Origin of the sequence: Senegalimassilia faecalis (genome assembly GCF_004135645.1) — a bacterium.
Lineage (GTDB): Bacteria > Actinomycetota > Coriobacteriia > Coriobacteriales > Eggerthellaceae > Senegalimassilia > Senegalimassilia faecalis.
This window is the reverse complement of sequence record NZ_SDPW01000001.1, coordinates 169,375-192,608: the sequence shown is the minus strand read 5'-3', so window position 1 is coordinate 192,608 and position 23,234 is coordinate 169,375. Positions and strand designations below refer to the sequence as shown.

Here is a 23,234-nt window from a genome sequence, read left to right as displayed (position 1 = left end):
CTATGCGCGTAGTTTTCATGGGCACGCCGGAGTTTTCGGCGTCCATTTTGGCCGAGCTTGCCAGCCAGCACCACGTGGTGGCCGTGTACACGCGCCCCGACGCCGTGCGCGGTCGCGGCAAGCAGTTGGTGGCAAGCCCGGTGAAGGCCGAGGCCGAGCGCCGCGGCATTCCCGTGCGCTGCCCGCGCACGTTGCGCGACGCCGATGAGCAGGCTGCCCTGGCGGCGCTTGAGCCCGACGTGGTGTGCGTTGCCGCGTATGGCATGCTGCTGCCCGCCGAGGTGCTTGCCGTTCCGCGTTTTGGCTGCCTGAACGTGCACGCTTCGCTGTTGCCGCGCTGGCGCGGCGCCGCGCCCGTCGAGCGCGCCATTCTTGCCGGCGACGAAGAAGCCGGCGTGTGCATCATGCGCATGGAGGAAGGCCTTGACACGGGCGATTACTGCGTGTGCCGGTCCATCGACGTGGCCGATAAGAACGCGGCGCTTCTCACCGACCAGCTTGCCGATCTGGGCGCGCATGCGCTGCTTACGGCGCTGTCGCAGCTTGAGGCCGGTTGCATCCGGTGGACGGAGCAGGAAGACACGCGCGTGACGTATGCCCATAAGATCGAGAAGGGCGAGCTTGACCTGTTCCCCGACGACGACGTGTGGCTGGCGTGCGCGAAGGTGCGCGCGTCAAGCGATGCGCACCCGGCGCATGCCGTGGTGGCCGACAAGCCCGTCACCGTGCTGTCGGCGCGCCCGGCGGTCGCCGACGAGCAATCGGCGAAGCTTTCGGCGGGCATGGTGCCCGGGCAGGTTCGCTTCGCGGGAAAGCGCCTGTTCATCGGGTGCACCGACGGGGCAGTGGAGCTTTTGGAGATCAAGCCGAACGGCAAGCAGGCCATGGCGGCCAAGGCGTTTGCCGCCGGCATTCAAGGAATAAAGGACGATACCAAGATTTGGGAGGGCCCTCGTGGCTGATCAGCACAACAACGAAGGGGCGTCGTACCAGCGACGCGAAGGCGGCAACGGCAACTATCGTCGCGGCGGTAACGATCGCGGCGGCTACAAGGGGTCTCGCGGCGGTAATGACCGCGGCGGCTACAAGGGCGGCAAAGGCGGTTACGGCCGTAGGGATGACCGCAACGGCGGCAATGGCGGCAAGCGCGAAGGCGGCTATGGTCGACGCGACGACCGCAACGGCGGCCAGCGTCGCGATGGCGGCCGCGGCAATTGGCGCGGCAACGACGGCGAGAAGCGCGATTTCCGCGGGCGCGACGACCGTCGCGATAACCGCGGCTACAAAGGTGGGCGCGACGGCGAAAACCGCGGCGGTTACCGCGGCGACCGCGACCGCAACGATCGCGGCCCCAAGCGCGATTTCAACCGCGGCCCGAAGCGCGACTTCGACCGCAACGGCGCACGTCCGCAGGGCGGCCCGCGCTGCGACGGCGATGCCGAGCGCACGCCGAAGCCCGATTTTCGCGGCCGCAACACCACGCGCGACCCGCGTCGCAAGCCCGAGCAGGCCGAACGCGGCGGCAAGGGCGCGCCGCGCGGCAACAAGCCCGCGCCTCGCATGCGCAAGAACAACGCCACGCCGGCGCGCCTTGCCGCGCTTGAGGTCGTGCGCACGGTGCGCGAGCGCCAGGCATTCGCGCAGGACGTCATCGCGAAAGTGATCGACCATTCCAGCATGTCGGTTGAGGACCGTGCGTTCGCCACGCTGCTGGCCCTTGGCACCGTCAGCGCCCGCGGCACGCTCGACGAGATCATCGACCGCGCGCTCGACACGCCTGAAGACGTGTTCCGCGAGACGCGCGACGCGCTGCAGATTTCCGTGTACGAGCTCATCTTCCTGGGCAAGGAAGCTCACGCTGCTGTTGACCAGGGCGTCGAGATGGTGAAGTCGTTCAGCCCCGGCCCGGCCGCGCGCGTGGCCAACGCCGTGCTGCACAAGGTGGTGCGCCTGCGCCTGGACTTCCCGTTCGGCAACCCGGCCACCGACATCGACGCGCTTGCCCGCACGCAGGCGTTCCCCGCATGGATGGTGCGCAAGCTTATGGCCGACCTGGGCCCGCAGGCCGCTATCGACTTCATGCGCGCTTCGAACGAGCCTGCGCCGCTGTTCGTGGCCGTGAACGCGTGCAAGGTTACCGACGAGCACGTGCTGAAGGCGTTTGAGCGCGCCGAAGAAGTTGCGGAGCCGGTCAGCCTTGGCGATATCGACGTTCCGGGCTGCCTGCGCGTGCCCGAAAGCCGCGCGCTTTTGGTGCCGGCGCTTGAGCGTCAGATCGACCAGGGCAAGATGCTGGTGTCCGATGCGGCGGCCCAGATGGTTGCGGCGAACATCCTGCCCGATGAGAAGCCTGCCAGTGTGCTGGAGGTTGGCGCTGGCCGTGCAACGAAGACCATTCTTCTGCAGTCGAACGCCTGCCGCAAGTACGGCTCGCAGATTGAAGAGTACGTCACTATCGACAACCACGCGTACAAGACGCGCCTGCTTGAGAAGCGCGCCGAAGATTACGGGGTGAACGTCACCGAGGCATTCACCGGCAACGCGCTTGACCTGGACAACGTCATGCCCGAGCGCCTGTTCGACCTGGTCTTCGTTGATGCGCCGTGCTCCGGCATGGGCACGCTGCGCCGTCATCCTGAAATCCGTTGGCGCATGGCTGAGCGCGATGTCGAGAACTTCGCGAAGACGCAGCTGGGCATGCTGAAGGCTGCCGCAACGCACATCAAGCCCGGTGGCATGCTGGCGTACTCCACGTGCACGGTCACGCGCGAAGAGAACGCCGGCGTGGTGAAGGCGTTCCTGGACAGCGCGGTGGGCAAGCACTTCAAGCTTGACAAGCTGTGCGGTCGCAACGCCCTGGCCACGCGCTTGGCGCCCGGCTCTTCCGACGCGCACTTCGCCGTGCGCTTGGTGCGCGACGAAGCGCCGGTGGAGCAGCTGGTGCAGGCCGCTGCCGCCGAGGCCGCGCAGATTGCCGCTGCCGAAGCCGCTAAGGCCGTTGAAGAGGCTGCAAAGGCTGCCGCCGAGGCCGCCGCGAAAGCTGCTGAGATGGCCGAGGCCGCCGCTGCTGAAGCCGCGCAGGCCGAGGTCGAAGCCGAGGCTGCGCAGGCCGAGGACGCCGAGGACCTTGACGCTATCGAATCGCTTGAGACCACCGGTGCCGCCCACGTGTCCATCGACGACATCGTGGCCGAGCAAGCCGAAGCCCGAAACCGAGCCGAGCACGACGCCCCCGCCGAGCAGGGTGAAGAGCCTGCTGAGCAGACGGCTGAGGAAGAAGCCGCAACTCAGGAGGATGCCGCCGAGACTTCCGGCGACGAAAAGGACGAATAGTCATTCGCTTCATATCCATTAACGCTCTTCTACAAAAGCGCCGGTCCGCTTGGGCCGGCGCTTTTTGGATCTTCTTAAACAAAGCAGCGCCTCTGAAATAGTGCTTAAGCATTCCGCGACCTCAGATGAGTCATTGGCGGAAAACCTCCCAAATCGTAGCCGCGAGCTAATGAAATGATAGAGCCCTTTCCCTACCATGGAATACGTTTTCGCACGTCAAATCACTTATTGGAAAGGAATCGCTATGGCAGAGGACACCTCAGGAAAAGCAGCAAAGAAACCACTGTATAAACGTGTGTGGTTTTGGGTACTTGCAATCATCGTTATTGCGGCTGTCGTTGGCGGTGCTGGTGGAGGTTCTAAGACAACAAGTTCGAACGCCTCATCTTCACAAACGACAAGCAGTGCTGTCTCGCAACAATCCACCGCTTCGAGTACCGAAAACTCAACTGTTTCGCAAGAGCAATCGGAGACGACTGCAGAGCCAAAAGCCGCAGAAGCATCGGTTCCAACGGAGTATAAATCCGCGCTGAAAAAAGCTGAATCCTATTCCAACCTGATGCATATGTCGAAGCAGGGTGTGTATGATCAGCTGACTTCTGAATATGGCGAACAATTTTCGCCGGAAGCGGCTCAGTACGCTATCGATAACGTAAAGGCTGATTGGAATGCCAATGCGCTTGAGAAAGCAAAGTCTTATCAAGACACTATGAGCATGTCGCCTTCCGCTATTCGCGATCAGCTTACCAGCGAGTATGGTGAGAAATTCACCGAAGAAGAGGCTGACTATGCAATAGCCAATTTGTAAGCGTCTTATTCCGTTCTTCTGCTATCGTATTGAGAAGACTACATGGTTTACTTTAGTAAACGTGGAATTAAGCGGAAGAGGAAGCGGCGCGTGAAGGAACCTTTGACGGAAGATTTGCTCGATGAGTTGCTGAGCGCGCCCGACCCGGTGAAGTTTGCGGGCAAGCATCGGTTGCATGGCCGCGATTTGCCCAGCTACCTGCAGCAATTGCTTGATGAGAAAGGCCTTGTGCGTCCAGAGGTGGTGCGCCAGGCGGGCTTGAACCCCACGTTCGGCTATCAGATTTTCGTCGGCCAGCGCAAGCCGTCGCGCAATAAGCTGCTGCAGCTTGCCTTCGCTATGAGCTGCACGCTACGGGAAACGAACCGCATTCTGCGGGCCGGCGGCCACAACGAGCTGTATTGCAAAGACCGCCGCGATGCCATCATCATTTTCTGCATCAGCCATGGCGAGACGCTGCAAGCTGCCGATGAGCAGCTGTACGCGTTTCACGAGCAAACCATCACGGAATAAGCCGCCCACGGCGCAGCCGCGCATCCGGCGTACTTCTGGTACCATTTCAGTTATGAATGACGAACTCCAGCAACAACTTGATTCCCTGGCGCGCGACGAGTGCTATCGCGTTGACGCCGTGCTGAAAAACGGCCAGCTCGAGCGCACTGAGCGCGTGTTCTTCGTCGGTCAAAACGGCTCGGAACAAGGCCCGTACATTCGCAAATATTTCGATTGCGAAGCGGGCCTTGGCGGAGCGTATCGGCGCATCTTGGATGCGCAGCGCCAAGGTGCGCGCTTCCTGCACCTTCCACGCATCTTCGATTGCTACAGCGTCGGTGAACAGGATGCAGTGGTCATGGAATGCGTACCGGGCAAAACGCTTGCCGACGTGGTGTACGAGCGCGACCCGTCCATTGAACTGGCGAAGCGGTTGTTTCCTGAGGTGTGCGATGCCGTTTGCGAGCTGCACGAGCGTTTCGACCCGCCGCTTATCCATCGCGACATCAAGCCGTCAAACTTCATGGTTGAAGGCAATGCGGTGTTCGTCATCGACCTGGGCATCGCGCGCACCTTTGATGCGGATGCCACTACCGACACGAAGCATTTCGGCACGCGTGCCTATGCGCCGCCCGAGCAGTTCGGCTACGGCCAAACCGACGAGCGCAGCGATGTATACGCGCTGGGCATGCTGCTGTTTTACCTATTATGCGAAGAGACGCCTGAAGTAAACCATATCGCTCAAGTGCTGGCTACGCACAACGTGCCTTCGGTACTGCGTGATGTTGTTCTGCAGGCCGTTTCGTTTGACCCTGCCGACCGCTTCCAGTCGGTCAAGGCGTTGGCTCGGGCGTTTGATTCGTCTATCGCAGTTGTGCAACAGTCATCAGATGCTATCGCTTGTGGCGACCCCTATGATGTGGGCATTGATATAAGCTGCAAAAGTGTTGAGGCTTGTGTGGTGCCGCATGAAGAGCCGATTTCCGCTGCCAGCCAGGGGGGTATGCCGGCGCCGGTCAAGACGAAATCTTCGGTAAAAGTGAACATGCGAAAGTTGTTTTCGCGAGTTCCTTATTGGTTGGGTTTTTCGTGGGATGTTTTGCTTATCATTTTGGTAGTTTTGCTTGCAGTGATTTGCGTGAACTCTATATTTAACACAAGTGGGGACACCGCGCTGCTGCCGATACCTGCTCGAGCTGTAACCTTCGCCTTTACCTGGTTGTTGTTTATCAGCCCGATGCCTTTGTTGTTCGATCCGCGTCCTGTCTATCGAGTGCTGCCGAGGGTGCGGCGCCGTTCCTATCGGGCCCATATCATTGCTGCCGTTGTCTTGTTTGCCGTGGGTTTCATGGGCGTTGCGCTTGTGGGAAATCTGGTCTTGCCATACTACAAATAGCAAGCGAACAAGCCTTCACGTGCGCTCTTTGCGGAATTGTCGGTGCGTTTATCGAATTACTTCGTGCTACGCTTCTGTTACGGTACAATCTATTACGCCTTTTCGGAGATGGGTGGGGCCTGGTGGTTCCCGCGGCCTTCAAAGCCGTTGTGAGGCGCGCAGAACGTCTCGGGTGTGTTCGATTCGCACGCATCTCCGCCAAGAAATGCAAAGGAGCCCAAACGGGCTCCTTTTTGTTTGGTTGCTATTCCGTGCATCCGCACTCTCATGTAGCATTGACGGTCGTCTTAGGTGCGGGCTCGGCGTAACCGTCGTCTTGTTCGTATTGCATTGCTTACCCTAGCGATTGAAAGCTATTTCACCAGTTCGCGGGCGTCTCCGACGCGGCGCGTGAATCCGGTGCCGTCCAGGTGCTCAAGCACGGGAATAGCATGCTTGCGCGAAAGCCCCATGGCGTCTTTGAGCTCGGTGGCGCTGGCGGGGCCGTCGGCCAGCTGTTCGGCCACGGCAGTTTTCAGCGCTGCGAACGCTTGGGAGTCGAAGAACAGGTCGTCGTTGACTTTCTCGATGCGGCCTTGCTTCTCCAGCACGCCAAGCGCTTTATAGGCTTGCTTCGGCGCCAGGTCGGCTTGGGCGAACAGGTCTGCTGCAAACGGCGGTTTCACGCCGGCTTCGCGCAGGATGTCGGACAGCTTCTGCGCGTTCTGCTCTTCGAGCACGCGCGCGCCCGCACCCGCTTGCGGGTGGCTGACAAGGCCGTCGCACATAACGGCCTGGCCGGACGCTTGGGCGGAAGCCAGCACGGCGGCGAACGCCTCGGCGCTGGCTTTGGGCATGACGCTTTGGCGCAGGGCGTCTTTCGCGATGCCCGTGGCCGCAGGGTTTGCGGCATGGAACTTCAGCAGGGCGTTCTCGATGGCCTTCGAAAGTTTTTGCAGCTGGCGCTTCGTGGTGAACAGCTCGGCAGACGCGTTTCCCGTGCTGATGCGCTGTGCGTTGCGGGCTTCGACCAGCGCTGCAAGCTCTTTTGCCGCGCGTGCCGCGGAAAGCCCGGTTGCTTGGGCGATTTCGCCGGCGCTGACGGGGTATTCGGCTTGAGCGAACGCCGCTTGCACAGCTGCGGCTTCATCGCCTGATCGCAGGGCTTCAAGCAGCGCCTTGTCGCCTTCGTTTATGGTGGTGGTGCGGCGCGGGTGGGCGCGCAGCACCACGCCGCCGCCGACGACATGGACGGGAGAATACGAGCGAATCACGAACCGGTCACCGTATGAAACCGGCAGGTCCTCCTCGGTGCGAATTTGCGCCGTCGCCTTTTGACCTGGCGCGATGGACGGCAAGCCGTCCATGAGCAGCACGCGGCCGATGCATTCTTTCGTGCCGTGGGCAACGTGCACGCGCGAGCCGGATTCCAGCGGCTTGTCGTTTCCCGGCGTGCCTAAATACGTCAGGTCCACGTCGAAGTGGTCGGTAGGCACCACGCTTCCGGGCGTGCAGAGGAAATCACCAGGGCGCACCTGCTCGGTGGACACGGCGTTCAGATTGAGCGCCGTGCGATGGCCGGCTGCTGCAGCGTCGACGGGCTTGCCGTGCACCTGCACGGAGCGGATGCGCGTGCGCGTGCCGGCGGGCATGATCTCCACTTCGTCGCCAACGGCGGCAATGCCGCTCCACAGCGTGCCGGTGATAACGGTGCCGGCGCCTTTGATGGTGAAGCTGCGGTCGATGGGAAGTCGCAACGTGCTAGAGGCGGCGCGGCGCGCCGTAGCATGCGCGGCTTTCTGGATGGCCGCGCGCAGCTCGTCGAGGCCTGCTCCCGTGCGGCTGGATACTGGCACCACGTCGGCGTTTGCGTAGGGCGTCGAGGCCAGCCGCCCGCGCACCTCGTCGGCCATGAACGCCGCCCATTCGTCGTCTACCAGGTCGCACTTCGTCAGCGCCACCACGCACGTGGGGATGGCAAGCAATTCAAGCACGGCAAGGTGCTCTTCGGTTTGCGGCATGATGCCGTCGTCGGCCGCGATGCACAGCAGCGCCACGTCGATGCCGGTGGACCCGGCGATCATCTGGCGCACGAACTTCTCGTGGCCCGGAACGTCCACCACGCCCATGGCGGTGCCGTCGGGCAGCACCAGCTGCGCGAACCCCAGCTCGATGGTGATGCCGCGCTGCTTCTCTTCGGCCAGGCGGTCGGGGTCGGTGCCGGTAAGCGTCTGCACCAGCGTGGATTTGCCGTGGTCGATGTGCCCGGCCGTGCCCAGCACCAGGTCGGGCACGGCGGCGTTCGCGTGTTCGCTCATACGCTTTTACGCCTCCTTCGCGCCGGGAAGCGTCGCGAAGTAGCTTCCGACGGCTTCGGCGATTTCATGGATGTCGCTTTCGGTGATGGTGCGCGCGTCGAACAGCACGCATTCGTGCTTGATGCGCCCGATTACCGGCACTTCGCGGTTGCGCTGCAGGTGCACTTCGCAGGCCTGTGCGTTGCCGGCTTTGAACTCCATGCGCACGCAATACGTGTCGATATCGCACATGGGAAGCGACCCGCCGCCTGCGCGTCCCGTTTCCTCCACGATGTCAAGATGCGCCTGACGTGCGGAAACGTGCTTGCGCAGCGCATGCATGAGCGCTTCGGCGCGCTCGTGCACCACGCTTGCGTCCTCGGTGAGCATGCGCAGCGTGGGAATCTGCTGCAAGGCCGCCTGCGGGTCAAGGTACAGGCGCAGCGTGGCCTCAAGCGCCGCAAGCGTCATCTTGTCCAGGCGCATGGCGCGAGCAAGCGGGTGCTTCTTCAGGCGGTCGATGTAGGCTTTCTTGCCTACGATGATGCCGGCTTGCGGGCCGCCTAGTAGTTTGTCGCCGGAAAACGACACCAGGTCGCAGCCGCCGGAAAGCGACTCGCGCACGGTCGGCTCGGCGTATTCGCCGAACACGTCGAGATGCAGAAACGCGCCGGAGCCTTGGTCCTCGTATACCAGCACGTCGGGCGCGCAGCTGCCCGCGGCGCGACGGCGCGCGTTTTCGGCGTCGGCAATGCGGCGCAGGTCGGCTTTCGACACGCTTTCGGTGAAGCCGATCATGCGGTAGTTCGACGGGTGCACCTTCAACAGCATGGCCGTGTCGGGCGTGATGGCGCGCTCGTAATCGAAGGCGTGCGTCTTGTTCGTGGCGCCCACCTCCACCATGCGTGCGTTCGACTGCGCCATGATGTCGGGCACGCGGAAGCTGCCGCCGATCTCCACCAGCTCGCCGCGGCTGACGATGGCCTCGTGCCCGGCGGCGAACTCGGCTAGCACCATCATGACGGCCGCCGCGTTGTTGTTCACGGCGATGGCCGCCTCGGCGCCGGTTAGCGTGCAGATGAGGTGCTCCACATGGTCGTGACGGCTGCCGCGCGCCATGTGCTGGGTGCTGTATTCAAGCGTGGAATACCCGCGCGCCGCATCGACGACGGCCTGCACGGCGGATTCGGCCAGCACGCTTCGGCCAAGGTTCGTGTGGATGACCACGCCGGTGGCGTTGATGACGCGGCGCAGGCTCGGGCGCAGCGTGGCAAGCGCGCTGTGGCAGGCGGCCTCCAAGATGGCCTCGCCGTCAACGGCTTCGACGGTTCCTGCAAGCACGCCTTGACGCACGCTGTCGATGGCGCCGCGCGCGCAGTCGACCAGCATGGCGCGGGGGATGATGTTCTCAAGCGCCTTGAGCGGCGGGGCCTGCATAAGCTCTTCGACCTGCGGCAAGGCTCGCAGCAGGTCGGTACGGGGTTCGGGCATGGATCCTTCTTTCGGTATGTGAAGCCGAGCAACTGACGGCAATTATTGATTTTAACTAGTATATAGAATCTCTTTCCGAAGGCGTTCGACACCTTGAAAGGTACCGTTCGTGAGCAAAAACGAAACTTAAACGGTAGCAATAACGTGAACATGTCAGAATGCTATGTGATTTTCTCTTAAGACGAGATGGCCTCAACGAAGGAGATGGCACATGAGCATGGATCAAACTGATGTGAAAACGTTAAAACCGGACGAGCTTTCGCCTGCAGAAACCCTGGCGAAAGCAGAAGGCATCAGCGTTACGAAGTCGAAGATGGGCGTGGAAAAGTGCTTTGTGTCGGCTATGCTTGCCGGCGCGTTCATCGGTTTCGGTGCCACGTACTTCATGGTGTTTTTGGGCGACTCCACCATGCCGTTCGCGGCTCAGCGCATGGTCGGCGGCATCTGCTTCTGCCTGGGCCTGGTTTTGGTGCTGTGCTGCGGCGCCGAGCTGTTCACGGGCAACAACCTGATGGTCACCGGTCTGGCTTCGAAGAAGATTTCCATGGGCGGCATGCTGAAGAACTGGGTTGTCGTGTGGCTGGGCAACCTGGCCGGCTCGCTTCTGGCCGTGGCGCTTGTTTTCTGGGCGAACGTCGGCGGCATGAACGGCGGCGCCGTGGGCGACGTGATGGTGTCCGTGGCCGTGTCGAAGGTCACGCCCGACTGGTTCATGCTGTTGGGCAAGGGCATCATGTGCAACATCATGGTGTGCCTGGCCGTGTGGATCGGCTTTTCCGCGCGCACCGTGGCCGACAAGGTGCTGGGTATTTTGCTTCCCATCAGTTTCTTCGTGGCGGCGGGCTTCGAGCACTGCGTTGCTAATATGTTTTTCCTGCCCACCGGGCTGCTCATGAAGACGATGGGTTTCGGCGCTTCGGTTGCCAACGTCGGCGCGCTTGATCTGGGCGCCATCTTCTACAACATTTCGGCAGCTACTATCGGTAACATCATCGGTGGAGCGGTTGTTGGTTTGGCATACTGGTTCATCTACAACCAGAAGAAGGTTAAATAAACCAAGCGTTCTCTGCCACTGCGAATCGGGTCGTTGCACGTATAGTGCAACGACCTTTTGCATTCATGGGCTGTTTTAACACGAGGTGTTCCAAGAACGCAAATCCTAAGGATGGCTACCGTTCTCGTGCGTGACGGCTCGTATCTGCGACTGCTTTGCTATCAGTGAGGAGATACGTTGTTGATACGCGCGACGGGCTTGGCATTCGCTGCTTGCGCGTTGCGCTCGGTGCTATACTTCGGTTCGTTATAGGTGCGCCGTTTCTGCCTTTGGGCGTACTTTTCACGAAGCGTGAGTCGGTTACTATGTGTATTCGCGGCTGCGTTTCACCTTTTCAGACGAGCAATAGAATAGAGGCCTTCATGTACGATCCCTCCGCGGAGCCGGCGGTCCCTACCGACCTGCCAAGCATTTACGAGACGTTCGACGAAGCGCGTCGCGCCAGCTTCATCAACGCCATGAACTATAAGCAAGATGGCGGCAAGCTTTGCGGCTATCTGTGCTCGTATAGCCCGCTTGAGCTGGTCGATGCAGCAGGCGCCGGCGCCGTGGGTTTGTGCGGCATGAACAACGAGACCATTCCCGATGCCGAAACGGTGCTGCCGAAAAACCTCTGCCCGCTTATCAAGGGCACGTACGGTTTCGCGCTGACGAACAAGTGCCCGTTCACCTATTTTTCCGACATGATCCTTGGCGAAACCACGTGCGATGGCAAGAAAAAGATGTATGAGCTGCTTGCCGACATCAAACCCGTGCATGTCATGCAGCTTCCTCAGGCGCGCAACCGCAGCTACGCTCCCGATATCTGGTACGAAGAGTGCAAGCTGCTGAAAGAGGAGCTTGAGCAGCGCTTCGACGTTGATATCACCGACGAGAAGCTGCGCGAGGCCGTTCGTCGCCGCAACCGCGTGCGCCGCGCCATGCTCGACCTGTACGGTTTGCAGCAGCTTGAGCCGCCTGCCATGAGCGGCGTTGAATTGATGACCACGCTTTTGCGTGCCACGTTCACGTTCGATGTGGAGCAGTATGCGCAGATTCTCGAAGACTTGGCCTCGAAGCGCCGCAGCGCTTACGAGGCGGGGGAGCGCCCCGTGTCGAAAGACGCCAAGCGTCTCATGATCACCGGCTGCCCCACGGGCGGCGTTATCCAGAAGGTGGGCATGACGGCCGAGCGCGCAGGCGGCGTCATCGTGTGCGTTGACGATTGCTCGGGCGAGCGCACGCAAAGCATGCTTGTGGACGAAGACGCCCCCGACATCCTTCGCGCTATTTCCGACCGTTACCTGCAGATCAACTGCTCGGTCATGTCGCCGAACACGGGCCGCATCGAGCACATGCTGGACATGGTGAACAAGTACAAGGTGGACGGCATCGTGGAAGTGGTGTTGCAGGCGTGCCATACGTTCAACATCGAGTCTGTGCTGGTGCAGCGCGCTTGCGAAGAGGCCGGCGTTCCGTACATGAAGCTTGAGACGGACTATTCCACGAACGACGCCGGTCAAGTGGAAACGCGCCTGGGTGCGTTCATCGAGATGCTGTAACAGGCTTTTCACCTTGTGTTTAACCGGCTGTAACCGGTGCTTGAGGTGCGATGAATTGGTGGACTATTACGTTCGGCGCGGCTTTAATCTTCGGGCGGAGGCGTGTTCGAGGCCATTCGATAAGCAAGAGGGTTATACTCGCTAGCAACAACCAGCGTATGTGCGGCAAAGCCGCTGAAAGGAGCAGACAATGGAAACGATCGATGCAAAGGGCCAGGCTTGTCCTATGCCGGTAGTGCGTGCCAAGAAGGCGCTCAGCGAAATGGGCGAGGGCATGCTTGAGGTTCTTGTCGACAACAAAACGGCCATGCACAATCTTGAGAACCTTGGCAAGTCTTTGAAGATTGCCACGCAGTCCGAAGAGCGCGGCGAGGCGGAGTTCGCCGTTACGTTCACCAAAGATGCTGCAGCAGCTGGCGAAGCTGAGGATTGCGGTTGCGGCGAGTTGGTCCCCGCAGGTGACAAGGTGGTTGTGTTTTCCAGCGACTGCATGGGCGCCGGCGATGACGAGCTGGGTGCTACGCTTATGAAGGCGTTCGTGTTCGCCCTTACGCAGCAGGATGAGCTTCCGGCTACCATTCTGGCGTATAACGGCGGCGTGAAGCTGACGGTTGAGGGAAGCCCAGTGCTTGACGATCTGAAGAAGCTTGCGGAAGCTGGCGTGGAGATCATGAGCTGCGGCACGTGCCTGAACCATTATGGTATTTCCGATAAGCTGGCTGTTGGCGTGGTTACGAACATGTACGTGATCGCTGAGAAGCAGCTCAACGCCCGCGTGGTCGTGCGCCCGTAAAGCGAGCGGTAATGCCATCACGCTGCAAAACCCCTCACGCGGTGGTGACGTTTGATAGCACGGCCGATGCCATGGCCGTGCAGGCCGCCTCAGCCGACGGCTCGGTCCCGGGACGAATGATTCCCGTCCCTTCCGAAATCTCCGCCGGCTGCGGCTTAGCCTGGAGCACCCCCGCCAACCAACAACAAGAACTAGAGGAAGTGCTGCAAACAAAGAGCCTATCCTGGTCCGCCATCAATATAGTGGACCTCTACTAGAGGTTGACAAGCAAGCAAATCCGTAGCGTCGAGCGAAAACTCGACACCTCATAGAAAGCGCCGAAGGCGCGCCACAAATTATAGATTGCGCTTTCGCGCAAAAATAGTGTGACGCGCCTTCGGCGCTGAATTTGAACGGCTGAGCTTTCGCTCAACCCTACGAAATTGGGTTGAAACCAGCGATGACCTGCAGTGTTGTTGTGGTCGAACCCCAACTCTATAAGGACGTATGTTCCGTAGCTTTTGGCGGCTTCGCTTCTACCAGTTCATGTAAATGTGGCCTGGTTTGCCGATGGTGAATTCACCGATGCGGGTTGGGGGACGGTTCATTCGTTTTTGGAACTCGGCTTCGAACTTCTGCGCCTGCTCGGACGGGATGGCCACCAGCAGGCCGCCCGAGGTTTGCGGGTCGCACAGCACGCCCATGCGGTTGTCGAACTCGAAGTCGTCAAGCCCGCCTTGCTCCACGAAATCTTCGGCCCAGTCGATGATGCCGAACGTCTTTCCGGGGCGGCAATAATCGCACGAAAGCTCGTACACGCCGTCGAACAGGGGTAACGTCTCCCAATCCAAGCGCGCCGCGCACCCGGAAGCGTCAAGCATCTCGTGCAGGTGCCCGGCAAGGCCGAACCCCGTCACATCGGTTGCCGCGCGCACGCCGCAAGCCAGCATAGCCTCGGCACCGGCGCGGTTGAGCTCCATCATGCCGTCGATGACGGGACGCAAGTCGTCCTCGCTCTTCAGATTCGCGCGCAAGGCAGCGTTCATGATGCCCGTCCCCAGCGTTTTCGTGTAATACAGTACGTCGCCCGGCAACGCGCCGCCGTTGCGGATCATGCGCTTTGGATGCACCAATCCGAACACGGACAGCCCGTACTTCGGCTCATCGTCCTCGATGGAATGGCCGCCCACCACGAACGCTCCGGCTTCGCGCACCTTATCAGCGCCGCCGCGCAGCACGTCGCCAACCACATCGGTGCCGAAGCAGCTGGGAAACGCCAGGATGTTCAGGCACGCTACGGGGCGCCCGCCCATGGCGAACACGTCGGACAGCGCATTGGCGGCGGCAACGGCGCCGAACTCGTACGGGTCGTCCACCACGGGCGTGAAGAAGTCCAGCGTCAGCACGGCTGCGTTGTCTTCATCCACCTGGTATACGGCGGCGTCGTCGGCGGTATCGAACCCCAGCAGAATGTTCGGGTCCGGCAGCGCCGGCGCAATGTCTTTCAGTATTTCCGAGAGGTCGCCCGGACCCCACTTCGCCGCTCAACCGCCTTTTTCGGTCAGCGTGGTCAAGCGTATGCGTTCGCCGTCGTTTTCCTTTTTCGACTGCGCACTTCCAGTCATAGCGTGCCTTTCCTGCGAGCTTGAATCGCTTGACCTGCGGAAAACGCTCGGTCAAGCGCGTGTTTTCGTTGATGAGTATACCAGCCGTTTGAGAGCGCGCGGTATGGTCTTGCCGCTCTGGAATTCTAGAGTGCGAAAACCTCATGAATTGGCTTAGTGAAACGCCCCGAACTCTTATCTGCGCGCTTGCGGAGTGGTATGGTAAGCGCATCAGCCGGCTATTCTGCATCCGGCGTTTTCTGCAAGGGGCAACGTTCGCATTGCGCTTGCTCCGTATTCCCATTTCCCAATCTATCAACACGCCGCGAAGCGGCATGTGGCTGGCGAGCGGCCTTACGCTCGCGTAACAAGGCGAGGGACGCACAGCGCAGGGGGCGCTGCGTCCGAAAGGAGACGCCTATGACCGATCGTCACTTGCCGCTGCGCAAGGCTTGGCGTTTCAGCGCATCGTCGAGCTTGAACGTCAGATAGACGCCTCGCGGGACCGCTTCTGCTAAACTCGTTGACGTAACGCACGTATGACGCGCGCCGGTTCGCCCGGCGCGCTTTTGTCGCGTCCGCAGGCAAGGCGGGCGCCTGTATCCAGACAACAAGGAGTTCACATGATTGGCATCGGCATTGATATCGGGTCTACGGCCACGAAAGCGGTTGTGGCGAACGACACGGGCGACATTGCGGAGAAGCTGGTTATGCCGACCGGTTTCTCCAGCGTGGAAGCGGCCGATGAAGTGGCTAAACGGCTGCAACAGGCCGGCTATGACGCCAACGAGCTTCCCGTGGTGGCAACCGGTTACGGCCGCATCGCCGTTCCTTACGCGAACAAGGTGGTCACCGAAATCACCTGCCATGCCCGGGGCGCTTGGGCGCTGTTTGCAGAAGATGGAACCGTTGTGGACGTGGGCGGTCAGGATACGAAGGCTATTGGCCTTGCCGCCGGCAAGGTACGCAAGTTCGTGATGAACGACAAGTGCTCTGCCGGAACGGGGCGCTTTTTGGAGATCATGGCCGACCGCTTGGGTGTCAGCCAACAGGAACTGGCGCGCCTGGCTGCAGCGGGGCAACCCACCGTCATCTCGAACATGTGCACGGTGTTTGCGGAATCCGAGGTCATCTCGCTGGTGGGCAAGGGAGAGCCGCGTGAGAACATCGCGCGCGGCGTCATCGACTCGGTGGTGTCGCGCGTGGCCACGCTGGTGGGGCAGGTGCCGGCTTCGCGCTATTTCCTTACCGGCGGCCTTTGCGAGAACGACTACGTGCGCTTGCGCTTGTCCGAAGAGCTTTCCGCTCCTGTTGACTCGTGCGAAAACGGCAGGTTCGCCGGTGCGCTTGGCGCGGCATTGCTTGCTGCTGAACTGGATGTTTAGCTACCGGTAACCGGCTGTAACCGGTATAAGGCAACGAACGCGGCAGGCGTTGTAATGCCCGCCTGTTAGCTAGCGGATACGCGTCAAGCGGACGTTTCGCGTTTCGAGCGGATTCAAAGTATGGAAAGGGAAGGTATTGTCGTTGGTTTACTTGGACAATGCGGCATCCACGCAGCACAAGCCGCAAGCTGTCATCGATGCCGTCACGGCGGCTATGTGTTCGTTCGGCGGCCCGGGCCGCGGCTCGCACCAGGCAGCCCTCGACGCGTCTCTGGCGGTATTCGGCGCGCGCCAGGCGGTTTCCAACTTGCTGGGCGGTTGGGGCGCCGCCAGCGTATCGTTCGCTATGAACGCCACGATGGCGCTCAACATCGCCATTGACGGGCTGCTTTCTGAGGGAGGTTGCGCCGTTACCACAGCGGCTTCACACAACTCCGTGTTGCGGCCGTTGTTTCGTGCGCGTGACGAGCGAGGCTGCACTGTTCGCATAGCGCGCATAGCCCCTGAAGGTGCGCTTGACTGGGACGACTACCAGCGTTCACTCGAAGGGGCATCGCTTGTGGCGGCCACGCATGCGTCCAACGTTACAGGTGATGTGTACGATGTCGCGCGCATGGCGCGCATGGCTCACGAAGCAGGGGCGTTGTTCGTGCTTGACGCAGCTCAGACGGCGGGCGCCTGGCCGCTCAATGTTGTTGAAACGGGCGCCGATGTCGTGTGCTTCACTGGCCATAAAAGCCTGTACGGCCCACAGGGCACGGGCGGGCTGATCGTGCGCCCCGGCCTTGAGATCGAGCCGCTGCTAGAGGGCGGGTCGGGCGTCCACAGCTTCGACGAACGCCATCCGCGCTTTATGCCCGAAGCGCTTGAAGCGGGAACGGCGAACGCGCACGGCTTGGCGGGCCTTGCTGCGGGTTGCAACTGGCTGGCTTACCAGGGCGTTGCAAACGTTTCAGAACGAATTGCTGCTATGGCGAACCGTTTTGTCAACGAGATAAGCGCTGTCGGCGGCGTGCGATTGCTCGGAGGCGGTTCGGGGCAGCGCTGCGGCATCGTGGCCCTCAACATCGGCGACGTTGATTCCGGCGTGGTGTCCGATGCGCTGTCGCAGCGCTACGGTATATGCACGCGGCCCGGTGCCCATTGCGCGCCGCTTATGCACAAGGCGCTGAGCACCGAAGCCCAAGGCGTCGTGCGCTTCAGCTTCGGCGCCATGAACGATGATGCCGATGTGGACGCCGCCATCGCCGCCACCAAAGAGCTCGCAAGCGAGTTTTCTGGCGAGTAGCGAAGACATGCGGACAATTGGGTCTTCCGACCGTTGCTATCGCACCCCCCTCGAAGCCCAGGTGCCGTCAACCGGTGCCTGGGCTTCGCTTACGAGCGGGCATCGCTGCCACGTAGCTGAGCGCTTCTTGCTGGCATATGCTGATTGCGGCCTTATCATTGTCGCGTTTCCGAAAGCGCGTGAATCAAACACATCGACTCCCAAGGAGCGTCATGAGAATCCTCTGCATATCCGCCCAAAAGCCCGATAGCACCGGCAGCGGCGTATACCTTGCCGAAACCGTTCGGTCCATGATCGCGCAAGGTCACGAAGTGGCTGTTATTGCCGGCATCGACCGAGACGATGTGCCGCAGTTGCCTGCTGGGGCGGAATTCTTCCCGGTGCGCTTCCGCACGGACGCGCTACCGTTTCCTGTGTGCGGCATGTCCGACGTCATGCCGTACGAGGCCACGCGTTATCGCGATATGACGTCCGACATGGTGGATGCTTTTCGGTCTGCGTTCGCGCAGCGCATCCGCGAGGTGCTGCTGGCGTTTAAGCCCGATGCCGTTATCTGCCATCACCTGTATCTGGTGTGCTCTGTTGCTGCTGAAGTGCTGGACGAACTAGCCGGTGAAAACTGGTCACCGGGTTGGGTTCGTTCTGATTCGCCATCAGGTAAGAGGCCCTGTCCCATCTGGGGAATCAGCCACTCAACGGACCTTCGCCAACTTCGCAACCATACGCTTGAGCGCCACCGCATCTTCGATGCCGTGCGGCGCCTTGACGGCATCATGGCGCTTCACGAGGCGCAAAAGGCCGAGATCGTCGAGCTGTTTAACGTCGATCCCGCAAACGTTCGCGTGGTGGGGACGGGCTACAACGCCCATGAGTTCGTCCCTAGTCCCGCGCTGCGCGCAGCGAACCCGCTGCGCGTGCTGTACGTGGGCAAGCTGTGCCGCGCGAAAGGCGTCGAAAGCTTGGTGCGCGCGTTCAACCTGCTGCCGTTCGACCCGGAAACCGTGGAGCTTTGCCTGGTGGGCGGATACAGCGACCAGGAACAATACGACCGCATCGTCGAGGTGGCGAAATCGTGCAGCTTCCCGGTGCTGTTCCATGGACGTGTGTCGCAAGATGATCTGGTGCTTGCGTACAACATGTCGCACGTGTTCGTGTTGCCGTCGTTTTTCGAGGGTTTGCCACTGGTCACCGTGGAGGCACTGGCAAGCGGCTGCCGCGCCGTGGTCACCGAGCTTCCCGGCGTGCGCCCCTGGCTTGAGACTTCGCTTCCGGGCGCGCCTGTTGCGTTCGTGGCCCCGCCGACCATCGTCGGCACCGATACGCCCGTCGAAGAGGACTTGCCGGCGTTCGAACAGCGCCTGGCCGACGCGCTGGCCGATCAGCTGCGCGAAGCGGCAAAGCACCCGCTGCACGGCACTGGCTTCGACACTACGGCCGTCTCTTGGGATTCGCTAGCCACCCGCATGGTGAATCTGCTGCACTAACAACCCTCATCGCGCATCCGCAGCGCCTAAACCTCGATGCAGATACAAAAATCGCTCATGTATGTGATTTGCTGGAAATCATCAGGCGCTAGCGAAATGCAACGCTTCGTTTTCGCAGGTCAGAACGCTGCTGGATTTCATGTCGTCAGAGGGTAAGGGATTAAATCACATACATGAGCGATTTTGCATCGACATCGGCATCGGCTGCGCCAGCTGCGTGCGACCATAGCTGGTTGTTCTGCATAAAAATCCGTCCCTTGGCTGGATTTTTCGATATTTGGGGTTGCATAGCGCCGCAATAGCGCATATAGTCCTCTTAGTTCCTTTAAATGCGGTACAGAGAGACCGACAAGGTAACACCCGGAACGCTCGCCTGAACAAGAGCGGATCAGAGTCGAAGCCTTTGTCAGTCGCAAAGGCGTTTTTTATGCTCGCGCGACATGACGTCAGGGTTCGAGCGGGCCGAAAAACTCGGCGGCTCCGCTTGACGCGACGTGTCTGTCTGTACGCACTCGACATGAGAAAGGGTGTGTATGACTGACGCAGGAACGGTCAAGAACGTCTGCATGAACGCAGACGAGATCGAGCGCTCTTTGACGCGCATCGCGCATCAAATCCTCGAGACCAACAAGGGCGCGCACAACCTCGCGCTCGTCGGCATCGTCACGCGCGGCGACTTGCTCGCGAAGCGCCTGGCCGACAAAATCGAGGCAATCGAAGGCACGAAGGTGCCGCTGGGCAAGCTGGACATCAGCTTCTATCGTGACGACTTCGCCACGCATTTCGCCCCCGAGGTTCACTCCACTGAAATCAATTTCGACATGGACGGCAAGGATGTCGTGCTGGTCGACGACGTGCTGTTCACCGGCCGCACCATCCGCGCGGCGCTTGACGCGCTTATGGACATCGGCCGCCCGGCCCGCGTCGAGCTGGCCGTGCTCGTCGACCGCGGCCACCGCGAGCTGCCCATTCGCGCCGATTACGTTGGCAAGAACGTGCCGTCCGCAGCCCAGGAAAACGTCCGCCTGTTCCTTGAGGAAGTGGACGGCAAATCCGAGGTCGAGATTCTGGAAATGTCCGCCGGCGCCCACATCGGCGCAGCCCCGCTCGGAGGTGAATAGCGCATGTCTTTCAACCACAAGCACCTTATCGACATCACGGAGTATTCCGCTGATGACATCATGGCCATCCTGGAAACGGCCGTGAAGTTCAAGGAAGTCAACGAGCGCCGCATCAAGCAGGTGCCCACGCTTAAAGGCTTCACCGTCGTGAACATGTTCAACGAGCCGTCCACGCGTACGCGCTCCAGCTTTGAGATGGCCGAAAAGCGTCTTTCCGCTTCCAGCCTGAACTTCGGCGGTTCTTCCACGTCCACCGTCAAAGGCGAGTCGCTGGTCGACACCGTGGAAACGCTGTGCTCCTACAAGGTTGACATGATCGTCGTGCGCGACAAGCACGCCGGCGTGCCGCGCAAGATCGCCGACGTGTCGGGCGTGCACGTCATCGACGCCGGCGACGGCAAGCACCAGCATCCCACGCAGGCCCTACTTGACCTGTACACCATCTGGCAGACGAAGGGTCGCCTCGACGGCCTTAAGGTCGGCGTCGTCGGCGACATCGGGCACTCCCGCGTATGCGGCAGCCTGATTCCCGCGCTGAAGATCATGGGCTGCGAAGTCACTGTTATCGCACCGCCGACGCTGCTGCCCGCGCGCCCCGAGGTGCTTGGCGCCGACCACGTGTCGCACAACATCGACGAGGTGCTGCCCGAGCTCGACGTCGTGTACATGCTGCGCATCCAGCGCGAGCGCCTCGAAGGCGCCCCGTACCCCAGCCTGCGCGAGTACAACATGCTGTACGGCCTCACCGAAAAGCGCAACAAGCTTATGCGCCCCGACTGCATCGTGTGCCACCCGGGTCCCATCAACCGCGGCGTGGAGCTTGACTCCTTCATGGCCGACCACCCGGAGCGCTCGGTTATTCTCGACCAGGTCTATGCCGGTATCCTGACCCGCATGGCCGCCCTGTACCTGCTGCTTGGAGGGAGCGAAGATGGCATTACTGCTTAAGAACGCGCACGTGATCGACCCGCAGGTCGGTCTGAACGAAACCGCCGACATCCTCGTCCGCGACGGCAAGATCGTGGAGGTTGGCCAGAACCTGACCATGGAGAAGGGCGTCGAGCGCGACCTGGCCGGCAAGATCGTGGTCCCGGGCCTGGTGGACATGCACGTGCACCTGCGCGAGCCGGGCTTCGAGCAGAAGGAAGACATCGCTTCCGGTACGCGCGCGGCGGCTCACGGCGGCTTCACGGCCGTGTGCGCCATGCCGAACACGAACCCGGTCGTGGACAACGCGGTGGCCGTAGAGTATGTGAAGTCCATCGCCGCGCAGGTGGGCAAGTGCCGCGTGCACGTGTCCGGCTCCTGCTCGCAGGGTCTGAAGGGCGAAACGCTGTCCGAGATGGGCGACATGATCGCTCACGGCGCCGTGGCGTTCACCGACGACGGTCACGGCGTGCAGGGCGCGGGCATGATGCGCCGCGTCATGGATTACGCCAGCCAGTTCGGCCGCGTGGTCATGAGCCACTGCCAGGACGAGGATCTGGTGGGCGAAGGTCAGGTCAACGAAGGTGTTGCCTCCACGCGCCTCGGCCTGCTCGGCTGGCCGGCGGAAGGCGAAGAGCTGCAGATCGCCCGCGACATCGCGCTGTGCCGCCTGACGGGCTGCAAGCTGCACATCCAGCACATCACCACCGCGCGCGGCCTTGACATGGTGCGCGCCGCGAAGGCCGAGGGCCTGCCCGTCACGTGCGAGGTCACGCCGCATCACCTGTTCCTCACCGAGGACGCCATCGGCGATGACTACAACACGTCGCTCAAGGTGAACCCGCCGCTGCGCACCGCCGCCGACGCCGAGGCCCTTGTCCAGGGCGTCATCGACGGCACGGTGGATGCCATCGTCACCGACCACGCGCCGCACACGGCATGGGAGAAGGACCGCGAGTTCGAGCTTGCCCCGTTCGGCATGATCGGCCTGGAAACCAGCTTGGGCCTGGTCATCACGAACCTGGTTGCCACGGGCAAGATCACGTGGGAGCGCCTCGTCGAGCTGATGAGCGCCAACCAGCGCACCATCCTGGGCGTTGACCGCGTGGCCATCGAGGCTGGCAGCGTGGCCGACCTCACCGTCATCGACCCCGAGGTTGCCTGGACCGTCGACGCTGCGGACTTCTGCAGCAAGGCCAAAAATTCCGGCTTCATCGGCACTGAGCTGACCGGCCGCGCAACCGACGTCTACGTCGGCGGCTACGCCACCATGGAAGATGGCAAGATCGTCGAGTAACAACGCTCGAAAACCGCACCGCAAAGGCGTGGCTCCAAAAGTTCGGAGCCACGCCTTTTTTATGGCAAACGACCTGTCCCCTTGTCAGAAACCTGGCAAGGGGACAGGTCGTTTGCCAGGTTTTGTCCGCCGCTGAAGGAGGATTGGGATTACAAAAAATGGCTGTATAACTATCGTCAGTCAATTCCTGCGCAATGGTTTGTATCGGAAAATGGCTATCACTTGGATTCACTCGTGATGAGGGTCGGTTCTACTTCCGCAGCATTTTCAAGCCGCACAGCGTGCCGGGAATCATGAACAAACCCCCAAGGACGGTGATGAACGCCAGAACGCCTGCAAGCGACAGGGCGGAGGCCAGGCCGCTCATGGCAACGCTCAGCAGCGTGGTGCCCACGTAGCCGGCGAAGTTGATGAGCGAAACCACGCTGGCGCTTTCCGATGGTTCGCTGTAGCTGATAAGCATGTGCATGCTGGCCGACAGGATGATGCCGCATGCCACGGCGAACACGGCACACAGAACCAGGAACGGGATCATCAGCGAGCCTGAAAGCGTCGAATACAAGGCAATACAGCTTGCGAACATGAGCACGCTGCCTCCGACCAGCGAAAACTTCATGGTCGTGCGCGCTGACATAGGACCGCCCGCCGCGCTAGGCGCCATGGCCAGCGCCAAGATCAACGCCGGCACCAGCGGGTCGGTTGACCCGAAATACTGCACGGCTGCCGGTGTGGACAGCGATTGGAAGAATATGCCGATGCCCCAGGCGGCAATGTAGCAACCCGCAGCGATGGGAAACACCGGGCGAATGCTCTTCGGCACATGCAAAAGCGGCCGCACGGCGCGTCGCAGCGTGATGCGGTGGGACACAGTCTCATGCGTCAGCGGAAGCGCCGCGATAATGGCGACCATTGCAACTGCCTTTCCCAACCACTTCACGCAGGAGTGCCATTGCACGAAAACGCTG

General features: G+C 61.2%; 19 protein-coding genes and 1 tRNA gene. 16 read left to right on the top strand and 4 right to left on the bottom strand.

Going from position 1 to position 23,234, the window contains the following annotated elements; all coding sequences use genetic code 11:
• Nucleotides 1-2: 2 nt before the first annotated feature.
• From fmt to ET524_RS11500, 6 genes are all read left to right on the top strand, one after another.
• On the top strand, nt 3-962 hold the full coding sequence (fmt, locus tag ET524_RS00840; RefSeq protein WP_129422938.1) for a methionyl-tRNA formyltransferase: 960 nt from the start codon (nt 3-5) through the stop codon (nt 960-962).
• Entirely contained in the window at nt 955-3,333 is a 2,379-nt protein-coding gene (locus ET524_RS11650; RefSeq protein WP_201738583.1) for an RsmB/NOP family class I SAM-dependent RNA methyltransferase, read from the top strand. The genes fmt and ET524_RS11650 overlap by 8 nt, the downstream gene beginning before the upstream one ends.
• Nucleotides 3,334-3,577: 244 nt before the next feature.
• Entirely contained in the window at nt 3,578-4,141 is a 564-nt protein-coding gene (locus ET524_RS00830; RefSeq protein WP_129422937.1) for an Ltp family lipoprotein, read from the top strand.
• Nucleotides 4,142-4,231: 90 nt separating this feature from the next.
• Nucleotides 4,232-4,654, top strand: coding sequence for an XRE family transcriptional regulator (locus ET524_RS00825; RefSeq protein WP_129422936.1), 423 nt, complete (start codon nt 4,232-4,234; stop codon nt 4,652-4,654).
• Nucleotides 4,611-6,029 carry a serine/threonine protein kinase gene (locus ET524_RS00820; protein ID WP_161566571.1) on the top strand — a complete coding sequence of 473 codons (1,419 nt, stop codon included), beginning with the start codon at nt 4,611-4,613 and terminating at the stop codon, nt 6,027-6,029. Before ET524_RS00825 ends, ET524_RS00820 begins: the two co-directional genes overlap by 44 nt.
• Before the next feature lie 104 nt (nt 6,030-6,133).
• Nucleotides 6,134-6,230 (top strand) — tRNA-Sec (locus ET524_RS11500).
• 152 nt (nt 6,231-6,382) lie between these two features.
• Here ET524_RS11500 and selB read toward each other — a convergent pair.
• Both selB and selA read right to left on the bottom strand, forming a co-directional pair.
• A complete protein-coding gene (gene selB, locus ET524_RS00815) occupies nt 6,383-8,326 on the bottom strand; it encodes a selenocysteine-specific translation elongation factor (RefSeq protein WP_129422934.1) in 1,944 nt (647 codons plus the stop codon).
• Between the two features lie 6 nt (nt 8,327-8,332).
• Nucleotides 8,333-9,796 carry an L-seryl-tRNA(Sec) selenium transferase gene (selA, locus tag ET524_RS00810; protein WP_129422933.1) on the bottom strand — a complete coding sequence of 488 codons (1,464 nt, stop codon included), beginning with the start codon at nt 9,794-9,796 and terminating at the stop codon, nt 8,333-8,335.
• 211 nt (nt 9,797-10,007) lie between these two features.
• Here selA and ET524_RS00805 point away from each other — a divergent pair, with 211 nt between their 5' ends.
• The 4 genes from ET524_RS00805 (at nt 10,008) to ET524_RS12115 (ending at nt 13,441) form a co-directional block, all read left to right on the top strand.
• Nucleotides 10,008-10,850: a formate/nitrite transporter family protein gene (locus ET524_RS00805; RefSeq protein WP_236648223.1), complete on the top strand. Its 843-nt coding sequence runs from the start codon at nt 10,008-10,010 to the stop codon at nt 10,848-10,850.
• A 362-nt stretch (nt 10,851-11,212) separates the two neighbouring features.
• Nucleotides 11,213-12,391 (top strand): double-cubane-cluster-containing anaerobic reductase, encoded by a 1,179-nt coding sequence (locus tag ET524_RS00800; RefSeq protein WP_129422932.1) that lies wholly within the window; start codon nt 11,213-11,215, stop codon nt 12,389-12,391.
• A 190-nt stretch (nt 12,392-12,581) separates the two neighbouring features.
• A complete protein-coding gene (gene yedF, locus ET524_RS00795; protein ID WP_129422931.1) occupies nt 12,582-13,184 on the top strand; it encodes a sulfurtransferase-like selenium metabolism protein YedF in 603 nt (200 codons plus the stop codon).
• Nucleotides 13,185-13,195: 11 nt separating this feature from the next.
• Nucleotides 13,196-13,441, top strand: coding sequence for a DUF3343 domain-containing protein (locus ET524_RS12115; RefSeq protein ID WP_129422930.1), 246 nt, complete (start codon nt 13,196-13,198; stop codon nt 13,439-13,441).
• Between the two features lie 258 nt (nt 13,442-13,699).
• On the opposite strand, the gene selD is transcribed toward ET524_RS12115, so the two are convergent.
• Nucleotides 13,700-14,788: a selenide, water dikinase SelD gene (selD, locus tag ET524_RS00785; protein WP_129422929.1), complete on the bottom strand. Its 1,089-nt coding sequence runs from the start codon at nt 14,786-14,788 to the stop codon at nt 13,700-13,702.
• Nucleotides 14,789-15,390: 602 nt separating this feature from the next.
• Between selD and ET524_RS00780 the strand changes: the two genes are divergently transcribed.
• The 6 genes from ET524_RS00780 to ET524_RS00755 all read left to right on the top strand — a co-directional run bounded on the left by ET524_RS00780 (nt 15,391) and on the right by ET524_RS00755 (nt 22,269).
• Nucleotides 15,391-16,152 (top strand): acyl-CoA dehydratase activase, encoded by a 762-nt coding sequence (locus tag ET524_RS00780; RefSeq protein ID WP_129422928.1) that lies wholly within the window; start codon nt 15,391-15,393, stop codon nt 16,150-16,152.
• A 136-nt stretch (nt 16,153-16,288) separates the two neighbouring features.
• A complete protein-coding gene (locus tag ET524_RS00775) occupies nt 16,289-17,440 on the top strand; it encodes an aminotransferase class V-fold PLP-dependent enzyme (protein ID WP_236648222.1) in 1,152 nt (383 codons plus the stop codon).
• Between the two features lie 212 nt (nt 17,441-17,652).
• On the top strand, nt 17,653-18,924 hold the full coding sequence (locus ET524_RS00770) for a glycosyltransferase family 4 protein (RefSeq protein WP_161566570.1): 1,272 nt from the start codon (nt 17,653-17,655) through the stop codon (nt 18,922-18,924).
• 533 nt (nt 18,925-19,457) lie between these two features.
• Nucleotides 19,458-20,045 (top strand): bifunctional pyr operon transcriptional regulator/uracil phosphoribosyltransferase PyrR, encoded by a 588-nt coding sequence (gene pyrR, locus ET524_RS00765; RefSeq protein ID WP_129422926.1) that lies wholly within the window; start codon nt 19,458-19,460, stop codon nt 20,043-20,045.
• Between the two features lie 3 nt (nt 20,046-20,048).
• Nucleotides 20,049-20,993, top strand: coding sequence for an aspartate carbamoyltransferase catalytic subunit (locus tag ET524_RS00760; RefSeq protein WP_129422925.1), 945 nt, complete (start codon nt 20,049-20,051; stop codon nt 20,991-20,993).
• Complete coding sequence (locus ET524_RS00755) at nt 20,977-22,269, top strand: dihydroorotase (RefSeq protein WP_129422924.1); 1,293 nt, start codon at nt 20,977-20,979, stop codon at nt 22,267-22,269. The genes ET524_RS00760 and ET524_RS00755 overlap by 17 nt, the downstream gene beginning before the upstream one ends.
• 250 nt (nt 22,270-22,519) lie before the next feature.
• Here the strand turns inward: ET524_RS00755 and ET524_RS00750 are convergent, their stop codons facing one another.
• The gene (locus ET524_RS00750) at nt 22,520-23,179 is read right to left on the bottom strand and encodes an MFS transporter (protein WP_129422923.1); all 660 of its coding nucleotides are present in this window, start codon (nt 23,177-23,179) and stop codon (nt 22,520-22,522) included.
• Nucleotides 23,180-23,234 lie beyond the last annotated feature (55 nt).